The organism is Meridianimaribacter flavus (assembly GCF_004366715.1).
Classification (GTDB): Bacteria; Bacteroidota; Bacteroidia; order Flavobacteriales; family Flavobacteriaceae; genus Gaetbulibacter_B; species Gaetbulibacter_B jejuensis.
This window is the reverse complement of sequence record NZ_SOQZ01000003.1, coordinates 158,486-177,184: the sequence shown is the minus strand read 5'-3', so window position 1 is coordinate 177,184 and position 18,699 is coordinate 158,486. Positions and strand designations below refer to the sequence as shown.

17 protein-coding genes are annotated in these 18,699 nt (G+C 35.0%); 5 read left to right on the top strand and 12 right to left on the bottom strand.

The window, feature by feature from the left end:
* Positions 1–64: 64 nt before the first annotated feature.
* From A8975_RS07900 to A8975_RS07845, 12 genes are all read right to left on the bottom strand, one after another.
* Positions 65–745, bottom strand: coding sequence for a sulfotransferase family 2 domain-containing protein (locus A8975_RS07900; protein ID WP_134199593.1), 681 nt, complete (start codon positions 743–745; stop codon positions 65–67).
* Positions 742–2,865 (bottom strand): class I SAM-dependent methyltransferase, encoded by a 2,124-nt coding sequence (locus A8975_RS07895; RefSeq protein WP_134199591.1) that lies wholly within the window; start codon positions 2,863–2,865, stop codon positions 742–744. Before A8975_RS07895 ends, A8975_RS07900 begins: the two co-directional genes overlap by 4 nt.
* A complete protein-coding gene (locus tag A8975_RS07890; protein ID WP_134199589.1) occupies positions 2,858–3,553 on the bottom strand; it encodes a sulfotransferase domain-containing protein in 696 nt (231 codons plus the stop codon). Before A8975_RS07890 ends, A8975_RS07895 begins: the two co-directional genes overlap by 8 nt.
* Complete coding sequence (locus A8975_RS07885; RefSeq protein WP_134199587.1) at positions 3,550–4,788, bottom strand: ABC transporter ATP-binding protein; 1,239 nt, start codon at positions 4,786–4,788, stop codon at positions 3,550–3,552. The genes A8975_RS07890 and A8975_RS07885 overlap by 4 nt, the downstream gene beginning before the upstream one ends.
* 203 nt (positions 4,789–4,991) lie before the next feature.
* The gene (locus A8975_RS07880; protein WP_134199585.1) at positions 4,992–5,342 is read right to left on the bottom strand and encodes a four helix bundle protein; all 351 of its coding nucleotides are present in this window, start codon (positions 5,340–5,342) and stop codon (positions 4,992–4,994) included.
* A 231-nt stretch (positions 5,343–5,573) separates the two neighbouring features.
* A complete protein-coding gene (locus A8975_RS07875) occupies positions 5,574–6,419 on the bottom strand; it encodes an ABC transporter permease (RefSeq protein WP_134199583.1) in 846 nt (281 codons plus the stop codon).
* An 83-nt stretch (positions 6,420–6,502) separates the two neighbouring features.
* A complete protein-coding gene (locus tag A8975_RS07870) occupies positions 6,503–7,429 on the bottom strand; it encodes an NAD-dependent epimerase/dehydratase family protein (RefSeq protein ID WP_134199581.1) in 927 nt (308 codons plus the stop codon).
* A gap of 136 nt (positions 7,430–7,565) precedes the next feature.
* On the bottom strand, positions 7,566–8,546 hold the full coding sequence (locus A8975_RS07865; RefSeq protein ID WP_134199579.1) for an SDR family oxidoreductase: 981 nt from the start codon (positions 8,544–8,546) through the stop codon (positions 7,566–7,568).
* Between the two features lie 135 nt (positions 8,547–8,681).
* Positions 8,682–9,974 (bottom strand): nucleotide sugar dehydrogenase, encoded by a 1,293-nt coding sequence (locus A8975_RS07860; RefSeq protein ID WP_134199577.1) that lies wholly within the window; start codon positions 9,972–9,974, stop codon positions 8,682–8,684.
* The gene (locus tag A8975_RS07855; RefSeq protein ID WP_243832961.1) at positions 9,974–10,564 is read right to left on the bottom strand and encodes a sugar transferase; all 591 of its coding nucleotides are present in this window, start codon (positions 10,562–10,564) and stop codon (positions 9,974–9,976) included. The genes A8975_RS07860 and A8975_RS07855 overlap by 1 nt, the downstream gene beginning before the upstream one ends.
* Before the next feature lies 1 nt (position 10,565).
* Positions 10,566–13,043, bottom strand: a complete 2,478-nt coding sequence (locus A8975_RS07850; protein WP_131508229.1) for a polysaccharide biosynthesis tyrosine autokinase — start codon at positions 13,041–13,043, stop codon at positions 10,566–10,568.
* Between the two features lie 2 nt (positions 13,044–13,045).
* The gene (locus A8975_RS07845; protein ID WP_131508228.1) at positions 13,046–13,843 is read right to left on the bottom strand and encodes a polysaccharide biosynthesis/export family protein; all 798 of its coding nucleotides are present in this window, start codon (positions 13,841–13,843) and stop codon (positions 13,046–13,048) included.
* Positions 13,844–13,947: 104 nt separating this feature from the next.
* Between A8975_RS07845 and A8975_RS07840 the strand changes: the two genes are divergently transcribed.
* The 5 genes from A8975_RS07840 (at position 13,948) to A8975_RS07820 (ending at position 18,631) form a co-directional block, all read left to right on the top strand.
* On the top strand, positions 13,948–15,810 hold the full coding sequence (locus tag A8975_RS07840; protein WP_131508226.1) for an ABC-F family ATP-binding cassette domain-containing protein: 1,863 nt from the start codon (positions 13,948–13,950) through the stop codon (positions 15,808–15,810).
* Positions 15,811–15,824: 14 nt separating this feature from the next.
* Positions 15,825–16,589 carry an O-methyltransferase gene (locus tag A8975_RS07835; RefSeq protein WP_134199575.1) on the top strand — a complete coding sequence of 255 codons (765 nt, stop codon included), beginning with the start codon at positions 15,825–15,827 and terminating at the stop codon, positions 16,587–16,589.
* Between the two features lie 79 nt (positions 16,590–16,668).
* Complete coding sequence (locus A8975_RS07830; protein ID WP_129761373.1) at positions 16,669–17,352, top strand: ABC transporter ATP-binding protein; 684 nt, start codon at positions 16,669–16,671, stop codon at positions 17,350–17,352.
* A 251-nt stretch (positions 17,353–17,603) separates the two neighbouring features.
* On the top strand, positions 17,604–18,179 hold the full coding sequence (locus tag A8975_RS07825; protein WP_129761374.1) for a cob(I)yrinic acid a,c-diamide adenosyltransferase: 576 nt from the start codon (positions 17,604–17,606) through the stop codon (positions 18,177–18,179).
* 230 nt (positions 18,180–18,409) lie between these two features.
* Positions 18,410–18,631, top strand: coding sequence for a DUF2795 domain-containing protein (locus tag A8975_RS07820; protein ID WP_010177336.1), 222 nt, complete (start codon positions 18,410–18,412; stop codon positions 18,629–18,631).
* Positions 18,632–18,699: the final 68 nt, after the last annotated feature.

Here is an 18,699-nt window from a genome sequence, read left to right as displayed (position 1 = left end):
GGTTTTCGTAAAGAACAGATAATTTTAACCTAATATGCTTTTTTATTTTTTTAAACATTCTCTATCACATTAGTTTTTTCAAAACATAAAGTCCTTTTCTGTTATCCTCAAAACTATACCCAAACTGAAGTATATCTTCTTTATACAATTGTGATACTAATGCCTTTTCTGAATTTGTATAAAACAATGAATAATCTTTTTTTCGTTCGCTTTTATTTTGAAAGACATTAAATTCTTTACTTATATCAAGAGAAGACAACACTTTTTTTATATCCATAGAAAAATTTTCAAACCGCCCAATATAGTCAGGCTTGTATACTCCGTGTGTTTCAAAAAAATTAGTCTGCGGCAATAAATGATCTCCTAAATAATTACTATTAGAAGAATTATTTAAAATATCATGAAACGCACTTGCTTTATTTAAAAAATCCTTAAAACTACCTTGTACTCCAGAAAACTTCTGTACAAAATTATAATCTGAATATGCCCTATCCCAAGGGTTTCTAACAAACACAAACTTAAAATAGTTACTCCATTGTTCTTCTGTAACTAATTCTGTTTCCAAAAGCTGTTTTGCTGTAGCATGTTGCATATGAAGCTTACGCTTAGGACACCAACCAAAAAGTCTTTCATAATCTGGATTATTGAAATGAAACTTTACTTTTGGGTAAAAAAAAGAATTAATACTAGTTCCTGCTGTTTTTGGAATATGGATAAAAATACATTTGTGTTTATGTGATATCATAAAAAACCTTTCTTAATTAAAACACTTTTCACATACCAAACATCAGTTCTCGAATCATAAATATCTCTCTGTATGTGCTCTGAAACAATTTTAAAACCAAACGCACTCAATTCAGCTTTAAAGCTCTGAATTGTGCCATGTTCTTCTTTGCTCTCTACTTGTTTACCCTCAGAGAAATTCCATAGATCATTTGTATTAGGCGCAATATCAATAGTCAAAAGAAACTCACCTCCCTTTTTTAGTAACTTTGCTGCCTTTTTTAACATCTTTAAACGTGTCTCTCTTGGCATATGTTCTATAACCGATATTGAATAAATACAATCATATCGTTTGTAAGTTCTATACTTAGTAAAATCTTTATGTTTAGATACAATATTCTTTTCAAAATAACTGTAGTCCAAATAACCCCATTCATTCCAATTTTCCTTATCCTTTAAATGTCGTACAGTTGGGTGTAAATCTACTGTAGTGACTTGCATTCCCATGTCATTAAGACATATTGGCACTGGACAAACACCAGCGCCTATATCTAAAACCTTTAGATTAACTTTATGCTCTAGCTGCTCTAATATCCATGTATATTCAAAAACTCTTGGATAATGCGCAGTATAAAAGCTAAAATGATGCCTTGACACATCTACAAGATACTGCAACAAATCAGGTCGTTCAACTTCTTTATATGCTTTGTTTAAATATAAAGACCCTATATCTCGTTGATGACTATATTCATTAACAGTACCTACCAAGACAGAAACATCCCTATATTTTTTTACAATTGCTAGTTCATCAAACTTATTGTAATTAGAAACCTCATTTATAATCGCATTGTGAAAATGTGTAATAGTAGACGTATATCCTGAAACTTCGTTGTATGCTCCAATAACTATTCTCGAATTTGCCTTTTCCACTATCCCTTTTACAATTTCCTTAAATACATTAGGGTCACTTTGATGTATTAAAACATCAAAACAAAAAACAATATTTGCATCTTCTATTAAATCATCTGAAATAGAAGCAACCTCAAACCTCCAATCTGGCCTTTTATTTCTTCCAATCATTACAGCCTCTTTAGAAACATCTAATCCTATATAATTCTTAAAAGGCATGTCTTTCATTAGCTCTAAATCGCCACATCCTACATCTACTATATTCTGTGATGTTTTACCATAGGTCAATCGCTTAATTAATGTTTTTTTTAACTCCAGCACCTCACCTCTAGACCCAACTCCACTCCCTAAGCTTGGACATATTTTATATCTATAATCCCAAAACAAAGAATTACTTAATCCTTTTTCTAAATCTTTATTTATCCGTGAGTTAATTAATGCTATTGCTTCTTTAACTTCACTCTTATTTTTAGGTTTTACCTGCATATGTTCATCTACTTCTTGATGAAAATGCACTATCTTAGGTTGAACATTATGTACATTAGGTATATGAATTGGGTAATTCCATTCTATACCTAGATGAGTCACCTGCTTCTTTAAACTACTCATTGCCAAAGCAAAACCAACTTGGTCAGCATGTTTACTATATGCATCGGTAAACAAACTCTCTTGCTCAATACAAAGACTAGCATAATTAATCCATTGTGGAGCTAATTGCTTTAAAAACTCTTTTTTAATTATATACAAACCACCGTTGCAATTATTCCAATCAGTTAATTGCTCCCCGTCCAAGGGAAAACTGCTTTCTATCTGGGTAATTGGCAATTCATTTTTATCAAAAATGGCTTGTAAGATTTCTAGAGGTGGATTGGGAAAATCTACAACCTTGGCATAAACGTCATCTACAAAACCAATGCCACTTATGTCTATAACCGCTGTATCGCAATCCGTTAAAAACACATAATCATAATCATCTTCCTTTACAAAAGTTTCTAATTGCACTAATTTATTACAATACTTATTTTTAGGATCAAAAGCAGCCTTATATATTAGATGTACACCTAAAGACTCTAAATAAGAAGTATAATCCTTCGGCAACTCCGAAACAATATGTATGTATATACTCTTTGGTTCAATTCCTACAGCAAGCAAGTTAACTAGCCATATATAATTTTGTACAGCCATTAATGGCGTATAATCCAATACACAAGAGAAAAAAAACTTTCTATTCATTTTTAAACAAATAATCTTTATTAGTAAGTTGAGAATAAAAGAAATCTAAATCATCCCTACTGAAAAGAGATTCCCAACTATTAATTTTTGCTGCGTTAGGTTTTAAACCAACTTTACTCTTAATTGGGTCTATTTTTGTATTTCCAAAAACTTTTTCTTTATAATATTTAATTGGGAAAAACTTTTTATTAATCTGGTTATAAACTTTGTGCGGATTATTTTTTAAATCTTCAAAACTTAAATAGAAAATATTTCTATTATTTAATTCAAGCCAACTATCTATATGCTTTTCCCAATGTTGTATAATATTCATTTTAGGATACATTTTTTGTCCTGTACCTCCAAACCAATCAATATCTTTTCTTAAATAATCACTAAAAGAAATACCTTTCCAATCAGTATTATAAAACCCTGAATTCCATAGCGAGGCAATTACTGCTCTACCATCTCTATATATATAAATTGTCTTTTCAGATATTTCAGTCTTATCAGGAAAAAAATGAGACCCAAACAGCTTATGATAAGGCTCTCCTTCCTCTAATAATATTTTATTTGACCAATGTCCGTAATAAATAGAACCCTCCGAAGATAAGTCGTGATTTTGGTAGAAGTTTTTTGCCAAAAAAGCTTCTAAAAAATGAGTCCCACTTCTTGGGTGAGAATATATTTTAATATAATTATTCTTCATATTTTATTTAAATCCCAATCTCCATAAAATTGTATTGGTGAATGCCCTGTCGGCACTCCTACTACATTAATTGACTTTATATTAGAATCATAATAATAGATATCACCTCTTGCCCCATTTGTCTTAATCTCATTTATTGCAACTCCAATAGTATAAGTTCCTTGTCCCAATATTAGATTATCTATTTTAGCTGTAATATCAACTATTCCTTTTTCATTAAATATATTATTTGAAATAACCGAATAAAAATTAGCAACTTGCTTAGCGTCTTTATCAATAAATGAGAAATTAACAAAGTAATCCCTAGTTTCATGACTCACATTAAGTTTTAATCTTAAAACATATGACTTATTAAATTCAAGGCTAACAAACTTTTCATTATTATTTAGCGCTCTATTATCTTTATAAATGTTGAATTCTTTTAGCTTAATCAAACCATTTCCGCCAATGATTTTGTCAGTATTTTGAAACTCATTATAATACTTTTCAATCCCACTAGAAACATTAACACTATTTTCTATTGATTCACCATGCTTCAGTAGAATAATTTTATTAGCTATTCTTGCAACTTGAGGCATAGTATGGGATACAAAAATCACAGCAGTAGTTTTTAGCAATTCTCCAATTCTAGTTAAACATTTCATTCTAAACCCAACATCACCCACAGCCAATACCTCATCAATAATCAATACATCAGGTTCCATTTGGGCTGCTACTGCAAAGCCCAAGCGCACTTTCATCCCACTACTGTAATGCTGCACTGGCATATCTATAAACTCATCAAGCTCTGCAAAAGCAATAATAGCCTCCAACTTGCTGTCAATCTCTTTTCGGCTAAACCCTAAAACAGCACCATTGTTATAAATGTTTTCACGCCCAGTAAGTATAGGGTTAAACCCTGCACCCAACTCAATCAATGCGCCCACGCGCCCTCTTATGGTAACTTTACCAGCATCAGGGTTAATAAGCCCATTCAATATCTTTAGCAACGTACTTTTACCAGCTCCATTATGCCCAATTAAGCCCAAACACTCTCCGCGTCGCAACTCAAAATTAATATCCTTAACCGCCCAAAACTCCTTAGCTCGCAATTGGCTCTCCTCTTGCGATCCTCGTATCCCACTCAACAAGTCCTTAACACCATACCACAAGCTCGTCTTTAGGTCCTTGCAAAACTTTTTGCTCAAACCCTCAACCTTAACAAGAACCTCGTTATTATGTTGTATGTTACTCATTAGTTATTTAATTTAAAATCGTTTAGTCGTGAATCGGATAGTCGTGAATCGGATAGTCGTGAATCGTGAATCGGATAGTCGTTTCACTACTCACTACTCACTTTTCACGCCTCCACGTCTCACTACTCACTTTTCACGTCTCACTACTCACTTTTCACGTCTCACTACTCACTTTTCACGTCTCACTACTCACCACTCACTCCTCACGTCTTCCTCCTCACATAATTCCTATATCCCAACAATAGTTGTTTCACATCAATCAACAAATCATTTAAAATAGTATTAGGCTCTGAAAACTTCAAACGCAATACAATTAAATACTGTGTTTCCAATTCAGCAACAGAACCTAAAGCAATATTTATAAATTGCAACAACTCCTTATCGCTTTTTCTAGCACTCCCTTCAGCAATATTGGAAGGAATAGAAACAGCAGCTCTACGCATTTGCGAAATCAAACCATATTTTTCTTCATCAGGAAACAATGTCGTCCAGTCATAAACCTCAACCACTAGGTCCATGCTTTTCTTCCACACATCTAAATCCTTATGATTCATATCTTTATTTTCTTTAATATTTTATCGTGAATCGCATAATCGTGAATCGAAAATCGCATAGTCGTGAATCGTGAATCGGATAGTCGTTTCACTACTCACTTTTCACGTCTCACTTCTCACTCCTCACATCTCACTTTTCACGTCTCACTCCTCACGTCTCACTACTCACTTTTCACTACTCACTTTTCACTACTCACGTCTCACTCCTCACTACTCACTCCTCACGTCTCCCTACGCACTCAACCGCTCCACAATAATTGGAATCGCAATACGATACATCACCAACCCCAAAAACAATAAAGGCACACAAGCAGCAATAACCACTATAAAGTAGCTTAAAAACTCTGGCGAAAACCCAACTACCAAATCGCGCGTGGTTAAAATAATAGGCGTTATAGGATTATACATCATAACCGTTCTCATAAGTCCAGCATCAGGAATAGCATACACTACAGGAGTAGCATACATTAAAAACTGCATACCAAACGTAATAATCTTACCAATATCTTTATACAGTAGCCCCAAAGGCGTTAAAAACAACCCTACGGTAGTCCCAAAAAGAACAGCTGCCAAAATAGCAAAAGGCACTAGCAGTAAGCTCCAATGAAACCCAACCCCAAAGGCAAACACAAAAAACACTAAAAGCAAAAGCTTAATAAAGCTATCAAACAACAGTTTATAAACCCCTGAAAGCAACAAGGCTTCTTTAGGGAAGTTAATCTTGGTAAGTATTCCTTTTGCAGCATTTGTATTTTGCATTGGCGAATTAATTGCTGCCACCATAATAGACCATATCAATGTACCTGAAAAGGCATACACAGGATAAGGCACACCTGTATCCGACAAGCGAACAGTACCACTATTGTTTAAAAAAATCCATACCAAAGCAGTACCTATAGGCATTACAAAAGCCCAAATAATTCCAAGGTAAGATTGTCGGTACTGGGCTTTAATGTCACGTTCTGCCAATTGTCTCGCTAAAAAACGCGAGCGCAACATATCTCCCAAACTCGCTTTAAGTAAAGCACCAAATTTTATAGTACGTTCTTTTTGATAAACTCTTGTTTCTAAAGCCATTAATGCAAAGCGTAGTTATACTGTTCTTGTTTGAAGCTAATATACTAAAACACCTATTAAACTTAAGGGAATTACGTAATTTATTACAAACTCCTGTAATAATTAATCATCACTTGTAAGCCTTCGTCTATAGATACCAACTCCCTGTTTAGTACTGCTTTCATCTTGGTAATATCAGGACACCGACGTTTCATATCGCCTTCCTTTAAAGCAGGCAAGTGCACAATCTCTGAGGACGACCCTGACAACTGAACAATACGTTTAGCAAGATCTATAATACTAATCTCTAAATCGTTACCAATATTTAAAACGTCATTCACATATAGATTCTCTTCAAAAGCTTTAATACAAGTGTCTACATTGTCATCTATAAAACAAAACGAACGGGTTTGGTCACCAGGACCATTAATACATATCGGTTTATTCTTAAGAGCTAACTTCACAAAACGCGGAATCACAAAATCCTGACTTTGTTGAGGGCCATAAGTATTAAAGAAACGAAAAATAGTATAGTCTAAATGATATTCTCTAGCATAGGCTTTCATAAAGGCTTCACCCACATTCTTTACTATAGCATAAGGCAGTCTAGAGTTTAAAGGTGTTGTTTGTTCATTCTGCGGAATCTCAAATGGCTCTCCATACACTTCAGAAGAACTGGAATAAAACACGCGTTTCACACCTGAGTTTTTGGACAAGGACAGTATATTTTTTATTCCTTCTATATCATCCAAAACATCTATAGGATGCTCCAAAGTACGTTCAACCCCTACTACTGCTGCATAATGAAATACATAGTCAAAATCAAAACGTCCAAAAATGGGCACAATATCTTCATAGGTATTAATATCTGCTTTTATAAACTTAACGTTATCGGTTTTGGGTACTTTTTCTAATTTTCCTGTTGAAAGATTATCTACACATAAAATAAAATGTTCAGGGTGTTGTGCCAATTTAGAAGCCAAAGCGCTTCCTAACTGACCTGCCCCTCCAGTAATTAATAGTTTTGCCATGTATGCGTTTCAGTAAGTATGATTAATAGCTTTCCAGTTCGTAACAGTCTATTAACAGATTGTCAACGAATACTTTAGACGAATATAACAAAAATATTGAAAGAAAAAACCTATACTACTGATTGATAACACAATACTAACCCATAAACCAGTCTAAAGTAACCTTTAGACCTTCTCTAACGGTAAACTGTGGAGCATAACCTAATAAATTTTGGGCTTTACTAATGTCAGCCAAGGAGTCTCTTACATCACCTAATCGTGGCGGTCCATAAATAGCCTCCACATCAGATTGGGCTGAAGTTTTTAAGGCACCCCACAAGTAGTTTAAATCAATACGTTCACCGCAAGCTACATTAAACACTTGGTTCTTGGCAGCTTCTGAAGCAAAAAAACCTCGCACATTGGCTTGCACTGCATTGTCCACAAAAGTAAAATCGCGTGTTTGCTTACCATCACCATTGATGGTTGGTGACTTTTGATCTTTAATGGCCTGCATAAACAAAGGAATTACTGCAGCATAAGCACCATTGGGACTTTGCTTGGGCCCAAAGACATTAAAATAACGCAACCCGATAACATCAGTACCATAGGTAGTACCAAACACATTAGCATACAACTCATTAACATACTTAGTCACTGCATAAGGTGACAAGGGATTACCGATAATACCTTCTACTTTAGGTAGGTTCTTACTATCTCCGTAAGTCGAACTAGAGGCTGCATATACCATGCGCTTAACGGTAGTGCTTTCTTTAAGTGCTATCATCATATTTAAAAACCCAGTAATATTTACCGCATTGGTTGTAGCAGGATCATTAATTGATCGTGGCACTGAGCCTAAAGCTGCCTGATGGCTCACATAATCTATACCATTCATAGCCCGTTTACAGGTATCCAAATCTCTAATATCTCCTTCAATAAGTTCAAAAGCAGAGTGAGACACAAACTCACTTAAATTCTCTTTATACCCATTGGAAAAATTATCTAGTACCCTAACGGTTTTAGCATTGTATTTTAGTAAATATTCCACCAGATTAGAGCCTATAAAACCTCCGCCTCCGGTAACTAAAAAAGACAGTTTAGATAAATCTTGGGTATGATATGCGTTTTCGTACATGTTTTTGTATTGTTTACTGCATTGTTATGTTCTATACTTATTGTCAGTCGAGCCTATCGAAGCCCTCCAAACTTTCCACTCCTCACTACTCACTATTCACTCCTCACGTCTCACTTCTCACGTCTCATTCCTCACTTACAACCTCGCATCAACTAATACCTTAGGCAACAAGGACTTTACATCAAACACAACCCCAATATCTGATTTCAATTGACTAATATCCAAACTTAAAAATGAATTATGAGACACTGCTAATATAATCGCCTCATAAGCATCAGACAGTTCAGCTTCAGAACACAACAAATCTAATCCATATTCATGCTTTACTTCACTTTTGGATGCCCAAGGATCATACACATCTACATCAACTTGATACGATTGAAACTCTCGTATAATATCAATAACACGTGAGTTTCTAATATCAGGACAATTCTCTTTAAAGGTAATACCTAACACCAAAGCTCTAGACCCCTTAATGGTTGCTCCTTTTTTAATCATCATCTTCACTGTTTCTGAAGCCACATAGCTACCCATGCTGTCATTCATTTTTCGTCCTGCCAATATAATCTCAGGAGTGTAACCACTCTCAATAGCTTTTTGCGCCAAATAATAAGGGTCAACACCTATACAATGACCTCCAACCAAACCTGGAGTGAATTTTAAAAAGTTCCATTTGGTTCCTGCAGCCTCCAACACTGCTTGCGTGTCAATATCTAAGAGTCTGAATATTTTTGAGAGTTCATTCACAAAGGCGATATTAATATCTCTTTGGGAGTTTTCAATCACTTTTGCTGCTTCTGCCACCTTAATAGAAGGCGCCAAATGTGTTCCTGCAGTAATAATAGACTTATACAAATCATCTACTCGCTTAGCGATTTCAGGAGTAGACCCTGAAGTCACTTTTAATATTTTAGTTACTGTATGAGTTTTATCCCCTGGGTTAATTCGCTCTGGAGAATATCCAGCAAAAAAACTTGTATTAAACACTAGCCCTGATTCACGCTCTAGTATAGGCACGCAAATATCTTCAGTCACACCTGGATATACAGTAGATTCATAAATTACAATATCGTCTTGCTTTAGTACAGCGCCAACAGTTTCGCTGGCTTTAACCAAAGGTGTGAATATAGGCTTGTTTAAAGCATCAGTAGGTGTTGGCACAGTAACAATATAAATGTTAGACCCTGCAATCATATCCTTATCAGATGTTACAAACAATCCTTTTTCAGCATGCTCATCATAAGTAAGTACCGCTTTTAATTCATCCGTTTCTACTTCTAAGGTTTGATCGTTCCCTTCTTTTAGTTCAGCAATTCTAGCAGCATTAATATCAAAACCTACAACATGATATTGCTTAGCAAATTCAACTGCTAATGGTAAACCTACATAACCAAGTCCTATAATGGTTATTCTATCTGTTTTGGGCATCATTTAAGTTTTATTGATTGTAAAATATATCTCAAATCTAAAGAAAAACTCCAATTCTGCACGTATTTTTTATTGATTTCAACCTTATCTACCCAAATAATCGTTCTATTGTAAGTTTCTGGGTCAGACTGCATTGCCAAAAGCACATCTTCATCTTTATACTTTATTGTAGCGGGTCCTGTAATACCTGGTTTAACTTTTAAAATAACTCTATCCTCTCCTATTAACTCATCAGCAAATCCTTGAACATCTGGTCGCGGCCCCACAAAACTCATATGACCAAAGAGCACATTAAACAGCTGCGGCAACTCATCTAACTTACTGTTTCGTAAAAAGCCACCAAACGTTGTAGCACTTTGATGCAAACGCCCTAAGTAATGAGGCTCTTTCTTTAAAGTCCTAATTTTATATATTTTAAAAAGCTTACCGTTTTGACCAACACGTTTTTGAGAAAACACGCCCCATTGCTGAGTATCTATACTAGATATTAAAATCAAGACCAAAATAGGCACAATCAAAAAAGGGAAAATCAGGATGCTTAAAAGAAAGTCAAAACATCGTTTTATTCTAAGCTGAGGTTTAGTAATCAAACTAAATGCGTTTTAAAAACATTTTAAACTTAGTCCAGACAGAAGCATTATCACTTTCATGATAAGCATTACCATAAACTCCATATCCATAACCGTAGCCATAACCGTAGCCATAACCATAGTTGTGATTGGTTTTATGCTTATAGAAGTTAAGCACAAAACTTATGTTTTTAAGTTCGCCTGCTCTATGCTTTGCATTTACAAGTTGCAACATTCCTTTTTTAGTATAATCCAATCGAATCATAAATATTGTTGCATCAGCAAATGAACTTAATTGCAGCGCATCTGTAACTAAACCTAAAGGAGGTGTATCAAGAACAATAAGATCATAGTCTTCGCGTAAAGAGGTTATTAAATTACTAAGCTTAGAACTCATTAATAACTCTGAAGGGTTTGGTGGTATAGGTCCCGAAGGGATAATCTCCAAATTAGGAATTTCAGTCTTAAACTTTACATCCTCTAATGTAGCTTCATCAATAATATAATTAACAATACCCTTATCATTCGCAATATTAAAATCACCAAATATCTTTGGTTTACGCAAGTCTAAACCTAACAAAACGGTCTTTTTACCACTTAAGGCATAGGCTGTTGACATATTAATGGAGCAAAACGTTTTTCCCTCTCCACTAACTGAAGACGTAACCATTAAGGTACGTCCATTACCCCCTTTTTGTTTGCTATAAATAAATTGCAAGCTAGACCGTATGGCTCTAAAAGACTCCGCTACTGCAGACTTAGGTTTTTCAAAAACAACTAAATTGTTCTTATAATTATACTTTCCAATCAGTCCTAAAATTGGAATTTTAGAAAGCTGTACAACCTCATCCGACCCATGAATGGTGTTATCTAATAAAAAGAGTACAAAAATTAAAAACATCGGAATGAAGAACCCAAGCATTAAAGCCATCATATAATTAAGACTCTTATTTGGACCTATTAGCCCTCCTCCAATATCTTTAGCTTCATCAATAACTGAAATATCCGAAACACTAGCTGCTTTAACAATAGCAGCTTCTCCTCGCTTAGCTAAATATACATCATAGGCCTGTTGACTTAAATTAAGCTTACGCTCAATCTTTAAGTACTCTTGTTGGTCTTCAGGGAGTTTGCTAAGCTCAGCTTCTAGGGCATATATCTCTCTATTTATTGTATTGATGTTAGAGCTAATGGTGTATTTAGTAGCATCAATAGCTTCTAACAACACATTCTTTTCAGAGTCTATTTTTCGATCAATATCATTAAATAACACATTACCTTCTTTAGCTACATACTCAAGATTTTGACGCTCAACAGATAACGCAATAATTTTACTCACTCCTGACACGATATTACCTTCCAAAATACCTACAGAGCTTGGTGCTGCTATTTTACTGTAGTCACCAGTTTTAGTTCTTAAATAAGTTTCAAGCGCATCTAAATAGTTCAATTTAGTTTCTTCTGCTTCCTTTGCGGTATCATACCCTCTTAGCTTGCTAAGGGTTTCTGTCATTTCACGATTAACATCAAACACCTTATTTTTCTTCCTAAAGTCGTTCATCTCATCTGTAACGTCTTTAAGATCAATATTTACCGCATTTAAACTACTATCAATAAACTTAATGGTATTAGTGGCATATTGGTTTTTTCGCTCTAATTCAGTACGCTTTAATATTGCTGTTGTGGTATTTAAATAGTCTACTATTTTACTTTTATTAAAACCACTCATAGCTAACTTCAATACTGATGAGGATTCTTTAGAATAAGGCGATATATCTACTGCATTTTTATAACTATTTACAACACTATCAAAATTCAAAAACTGAATATAAAACTCTGTTCCTGGCAGTGTGCGTTTATTGGGACGTAGTGTTAATGTTGCATTTAGAAATGGCAACTTAACTGGTTCTCCTAATTTAAATTGTTGTTTAAACTCTCCTACTGGAACATCAACCGAATACTTTGCTTTATCAAGGTAACGCTGCACTTGTCGTCTACCAGACTCAAAATTCATCACTACCTCATATTCTGTTTCAGTAAGAAATCGAATTAGAATAGGTTGTCCAAGGATTTGCCCTCTACTTTGATCTATATTAACAACAAAAGGAGCATCTTTATAGATATCTACTTTTCGGTACTTCCCTTCAACAAGGTAATTTAAATAAAACTGCAAGGAATCAACAACTAACTCATTGTGTCGCCTCGTATTAATGGTTGTCATTATTTTACCTACTTTTCCTGAGACACCTCCCCAATTAAAGGAGATACTTGTATTGGCTGTAAAAAAAGGATTCTGTTCGTTTTCAACCGAAATTAACGACTCTAATTTATATACATTTTGTTTTCTAACATTAATCCAGTAGGCCACAATGAGACCAATACCAATAGATAAAACAATTAGCTTCCAAAGATTTAAGGCTTTAAACAAAAACCCTTTAAAATCAAAACTTAAGCCTTTTTCTACGGTGTCGTCTATATCGTAATATTCCTCACTCGACATTTCTAGAGTCTGTTAATTAATAAAATAGTGGTTGTAACAAGAGACATTACCGCTACAATAGAAGCTAAAGTTTCACGACCTGTAGTTCCTGTTCCCCAAGATTTTTGCTTAAGGGGTTTTACATAAATCATATCATTAGGCATAATGTAGTAGTATGGTGAATCCATTACCTTAATATCAGTAAGATCTACATGATGGATTTCTTGACCATGAGGATATTGACGTATAATCAAAACATCCTTTTTATCACCTGTAACTGGTATTTCCCCTGAACTAGCAATAGCCTCAAAAATATTTACTTTATCTTTAAAGATAACCTGCACACCTGTATTACCAATTTCTCCCATAGTTGTATATCGCAACCCTGCTAACTTTACACTCACAAAAATATTTGCGGTTTCTTTAAACTGTTCTTTTAAAAGCAATTCTTCAATCATACCTTGTATCTCTTCAAGCGTATACCCCAAAACATTTAATTTTCCTAGTTGTGGAAAACGTATATTCCCATGATCATCTACTGTAAAGCCATCAAAATACGCACGCTCTTCACTTGTAGCTTGTAACACACCTGCTTCACTTATAGGATTAAAAATAGAGGCATTATTTTGATCAAGCACCTTTATTCGAATGTTTAACACATCGTTAATTTGCACCCTGTAAGGTTTAGGTTGTTCCTTAGCCAATTGAAGTGTATCAGAAGACGACTCATCTTTAGTTTGTAAATACAGTGTATCTTTATGTGGAATACAAGAGGTAAAACCAATTGCCATGAGTAACACTAGCAGTAAACATCTATTCATAGTTGCGTAACTTGTTGCCTCACAAATATAATCCATCAACAGGAATATCAAAACTATTCCTTCTTTTTTTAAGGATTATCCCGTTATTTGCAAAAAAATGACTTTTGAATTACTTAACCGTTGAACATATCTCAAAATCTTATGGAGTACTGGAACTCTTCAGTGACATTTCTTTTAGTATCCATAAAGATCAAAAAATAGCTTTCGTTGCTAAAAATGGCAGCGGAAAAACCTCTATCCTTAATATCATCTCAGGGGCAGACAGCCCTGATTCGGGTCAGGTGATTATGCGTAATGGGTTACGGGTTTCCTTCTTGTCGCAAACCCCAAACTTTGGGGACAGCAAAACTATTGAAGAGGCCATTTTTAATGCAGACCTACCCATACTCAACATCATATCCAATTATGAAAAGGCCTTACAAAACCCTGAGGACACTGAAGCCTACCAAAAAGCCTTTGAACAAATGGACATCCATAATGCCTGGGAGTTTGATGTGCAGTACAAACAAATTCTGTTTCAGTTAAAGCTAGAAGATATCCATCAAAGCATCAGCAAACTATCTGGTGGTCAAAAAAAGCGTTTAGCTCTTGCAAAAGTGCTTATCAATACACCTGATTTACTTATTCTAGATGAGCCAACCAACCACTTAGACCTTGAAATGATTGAGTGGCTAGAGCAGTATTTTGCAAAAGCGCAAATGACACTGTTTATGGTCACACACGACCGCTACTTTTTGGAGCGCGTTTGTAATGAAATTATTGAACTAGATCATGGCAAACTCTACACCTACAAAGGCAACTACTCCTACTATTTAGAACAAAAGGAAGCTCGAATTGCTTCTGAAGAAGTTGAAACAGGAAAAGCCAAACAACAGTACAAAAAGGAGTTAGAATGGATGCGCAGACAACCTAAAGCGCGTACCACGAAATCAAAATCTAGAATTGACGACTTCTTCGATATAAAATCCAAAGCGCACCAACGCCGAAAAGACCACCAAGTGCAATTGGAACTCAACATGGAACGCCTTGGTAGTAAGATTGTGGAACTACACAAAGTTTCAAAAGCCTATGAAAACAAAACTATTCTTAACGGCTTTGACTATGTCTTTAAAAAAGGTGAACGTGTAGGTATTATTGGAAAAAATGGTACCGGAAAATCCACATTCCTTAACATGCTAACCAAAACCATAGCTCCCGACTCAGGTAAAGTTGTTATTGGTGACACCGTAAAGTTTGGGTATTACACGCAATCAGGGATTAAAATAAAACCTGAACAAAAAGTCATTGATGTTATTAGGGAATTTGGTGAGTACATCCCGTTAAAAAAAGGACGTCAAATTAGTGCACAGCAACTCTTGGAGCGTTTTCTATTTGATAGAAAGAAGCAATACGACTTTGTTGAAAAACTTAGTGGTGGTGAACAAAAGCGTCTGTACTTATGTACTGTACTTATTCAAAATCCTAATTTTTTAATTCTGGATGAGCCAACTAATGACTTGGATATTGTGACTTTAAATGTGTTGGAAGACTTTTTGCTTGACTTTCCAGGATGTTTAATTGTGGTTTCTCACGACCGTTACTTTATGGATAAAATTGTAGACCACCTTTTTGTGTTTAATGGCGATGGTACCATTACTGATTTCCCAGGAAATTATACCGATTATAGGGTTTACGAAAGCTCTACTCCTCCTGAAACTTCACCTAAGGAAACTACTAAAGTTACAGAAAGCCAAAAGCAAAACGAGGCACAAAAACTTTCATACAACGAGCAAAAAGAACTCAAAAACCTTGAAAGTAAGATTCGTTCTTTAGAACTTGATAAAAAAGCACTTGAAGCTAAGTTTAACGACACAAGCTTATCTCAAGATAAAATCAATGCGTTATCGCAATCGCTTCAAGACATTATTGATGAGATTGCTACCAAAGAAAGCAGGTGGTTTGAACTCTCAGAAAAACTAGAATCCTAAGACGCAAGACTCGTATGCATCAAGTGATTCAATATATAAAATTCTTATTTAAATCCACCAACCAACATGGTGTACACTCGCCTTTTGTATTTGACTTGGTTACTAAATGTTTTTACGACACTACTAACTATCCTGACTACGAAAAGCTTAAATCCTACAGACAAAGTCTACTGAGAAATGACAGTTTAGTTTCAGTAACCGATTTAGGTTCTGGATCTAAACGCACAACATCTAATACTCGACAAATATGTGCCATTGCAAAAACATCAGGCACTACTTACAAACGTGCTAAACTGCTTTACAGGTTATCGCATTATTTTAAATTTAAGTCTATACTTGAACTTGGAACATCGGTTGGCATAGCAACCCATGCATTACATCTTGGAAATCCTAATGCAACACTTACAAGCATTGAAGGTTGCCCTAACCTAGCGCTACTTTCAAAAACAAGATTTACCAACCAACCAAATATTACTATCATTTATGGAGCATTCGACGAGCAGATTCCGCTTTTAAAAACTTCAAACTACGATTGTATTTTCTTTGACGGCAACCATACTAAAGATGCAACATTGCACTATTTTGAAGCCTTACTACCAAAAGCTACAAACGATACTGTCTTTATTTTTGATGATATCTATTGGTCTAGAGGTATGACTGAAGCTTGGGAAACTATAAAGCAACATCCTAAAGTCACAGTAACTATTGACACCTTTTTTTGGGGCTTTGTGTTTTTTAGAAAAGAGCAAGCCAAAGAACATTTTACCATAAGACTGTAACAAGATTGTTGTTTTAGCGTCATATTAATCGCAAATATGTATCTTGCATAGCAACTATAGTTCAACTAAAAAAGTGATAATGGGTAACGTTATAGAAATACGTGATATTGTTAGAGATTTTCAATTAGGTCAGGAAACCGTACATGTTCTTAAAGGCATCGACCTAGACATTGAACGCGGAGATTATGTCGCTATAATGGGACCTTCTGGATCAGGAAAATCCACGCTTATGAACTTATTAGGCTGTTTAGACACACCAACATCAGGTTCTTACAACCTTAACGGAAAAGATGTAAGCAAAATGAGTGATGACGAACTTGCTGATATTAGAAACAAAGAAATTGGTTTTGTCTTTCAAACTTTTAACCTCTTACCACGTACCACAGCATTAGACAATGTAGCATTACCTATGGTGTATGCTGGTGCTTCTAAAAAAGAACGTGTTGCAAGAGCCGAAGAAGTACTAAACGATGTAGGTCTTGCTGACCGAATGGACCACAGACCTAATCAGCTTTCTGGTGGTCAACGTCAACGTGTTGCTGTAGGTAGAGCTTTGGTTAACAAGCCTTCTATAATACTTGCTGATGAGCCAACAGGTAATCTAGATTCTAAAACCGGATACGAAATCATGAATCTTTTTGATGAGATACACAAAGCAGGAAATACCGTTATAATGGTTACTCACGAAGAAGATATTGCTGCTCATGCAAAACGCGTTATTCGTTTACGTGATGGTATTATTGAAAGTGATACTAGAAACTAATTGTCATGCTTTGGATACTTTTAATTTTAGTTGGTGCTTTTATTCTTGTTAAAACTATTTTCACAAACAATCAACGCTTAAGGGAACGTCGTAATAAAGACACTATGTTTAATAAACGTCGGTTTAGACGTTAAAACATCCTTTACAATTTTCCAATAGAACTTTTAAATCTTACCTTGCATTTGCAAATTCCAAGATTCGGTTTAGCACACCTACCTCTTGTAATTCAGTAAACCCTGAAAGTTTAAAATATGAAAGTATACACAAAAACCGGAGACAAAGGCACAACAGCTCTGTTTGGTGGTACACGAGTACCAAAACACCATATAAGAATTGAAAGCTATGGCACTGTTGATGAGTTAAACTCCTACATTGGCCTGCTTAGAGACCAAGACATCAATACACACTACAAAAACGTATTAATACAAATACAAGATCGCTTATTTACTGTTGGCGCTATTTTGGCTACCGACCCTGAGAAGGCTATTTTAAAAAACGGAAAGTCTCGATTAAACATTCCTAAAATTTCTGAAGAAGATATTACTACTCTAGAGCAAGAAATGGACACCATGGATGCTGCGTTACCACAAATGACACACTTTGTATTACCAGGAGGTCACCAAACCGTGTCATTCTGTCACATTGCACGCTGTGTGTGCCGTAGAGCCGAACGTTTAGCGTCTGCACTTAATGACTTAGAACCTTTTCAATCGGAAACTTTAATGTATTTAAACCGCTTATCTGACTACCTTTTTGTGTTGGCACGAAAGTTGACTTATGACTTGCAAGCCGAAGAAGTAAAATGGATTCCGAAAAAAGAATCGTAACATTTTTTGGGTATTTAAAAAACTTTGCTTTATTGATACTATCAAGTTCAAGAATTAGCAAATAGTTATACGCTCTTTGATTAATGACAATGTACTATTTAAACTGTAAAAAAAGCACTACAAAACACTTTGTAACGTACTCAGTTTAAACAAAACATTAAATAATTCATTTTTTTCTTGACTTTTTGAACTAAAAATTTATTTTTGCAAAAAATTAAAACGCATAAGAAATGTATTGGACACTAGAACTAGCATCTTATTTAAGTGATGCACCTTGGCCAGCAACTAAAGACGAATTAATAGATTACGCCATCCGTACAGGAGCGCCTCTGGAAGTAGTTGAAAACTTGCAGGCTATTGAGGATGAAGGTGATTCTTATGATTCTATTGAAGAAATCTGGTCAGACTATCCTACGGATGAGGACTACCTCTGGAACGAGGACGAATATTAAACAAAATCAAAAAGAATAGTTAAAAAGTCTCATAATGAGACTTTTTTTGTGGACTATCCTTTTAAAAA

Bases quoted from the DNA above. Each gene is read 5' to 3' on its own strand.
- A8975_RS07825 (WP_129761374.1), top strand. From the start codon at position 17,604: ATGAAAGTATACACAAAAACCGGAGACAAAGGCACAACAGCTCTGTTT.
- A8975_RS07835 (WP_134199575.1), top strand. From the start codon at position 15,825: ATGCATCAAGTGATTCAATATATAAAATTCTTATTTAAATCCACCAAC.
- A8975_RS07885 (WP_134199587.1), bottom strand. From the start codon at position 4,788: ATGAGTAACATACAACATAATAACGAGGTTCTTGTTAAGGTTGAGGGT.
- A8975_RS07900 (WP_134199593.1), bottom strand. From the start codon at position 745: ATGATATCACATAAACACAAATGTATTTTTATCCATATTCCAAAAACA.
- A8975_RS07820 (WP_010177336.1), top strand. From the start codon at position 18,410: ATGTATTGGACACTAGAACTAGCATCTTATTTAAGTGATGCACCTTGG.
- A8975_RS07850 (WP_131508229.1), bottom strand. From the start codon at position 13,043: ATGTCGAGTGAGGAATATTACGATATAGACGACACCGTAGAAAAAGGC.
- A8975_RS07890 (WP_134199589.1), bottom strand. From the start codon at position 3,553: ATGAAGAATAATTATATTAAAATATATTCTCACCCAAGAAGTGGGACT.
- A8975_RS07830 (WP_129761373.1), top strand. From the start codon at position 16,669: ATGGGTAACGTTATAGAAATACGTGATATTGTTAGAGATTTTCAATTA.
- A8975_RS07870 (WP_134199581.1), bottom strand. From the start codon at position 7,429: ATGGCAAAACTATTAATTACTGGAGGGGCAGGTCAGTTAGGAAGCGCT.
- A8975_RS07895 (WP_134199591.1), bottom strand. From the start codon at position 2,865: ATGAATAGAAAGTTTTTTTTCTCTTGTGTATTGGATTATACGCCATTA.
- A8975_RS07875 (WP_134199583.1), bottom strand. From the start codon at position 6,419: ATGGCTTTAGAAACAAGAGTTTATCAAAAAGAACGTACTATAAAATTT.
- A8975_RS07860 (WP_134199577.1), bottom strand. From the start codon at position 9,974: ATGCCCAAAACAGATAGAATAACCATTATAGGACTTGGTTATGTAGGT.
- A8975_RS07880 (WP_134199585.1), bottom strand. From the start codon at position 5,342: ATGAATCATAAGGATTTAGATGTGTGGAAGAAAAGCATGGACCTAGTG.
- A8975_RS07845 (WP_131508228.1), bottom strand. From the start codon at position 13,843: ATGAATAGATGTTTACTGCTAGTGTTACTCATGGCAATTGGTTTTACC.
- A8975_RS07865 (WP_134199579.1), bottom strand. From the start codon at position 8,546: ATGTACGAAAACGCATATCATACCCAAGATTTATCTAAACTGTCTTTT.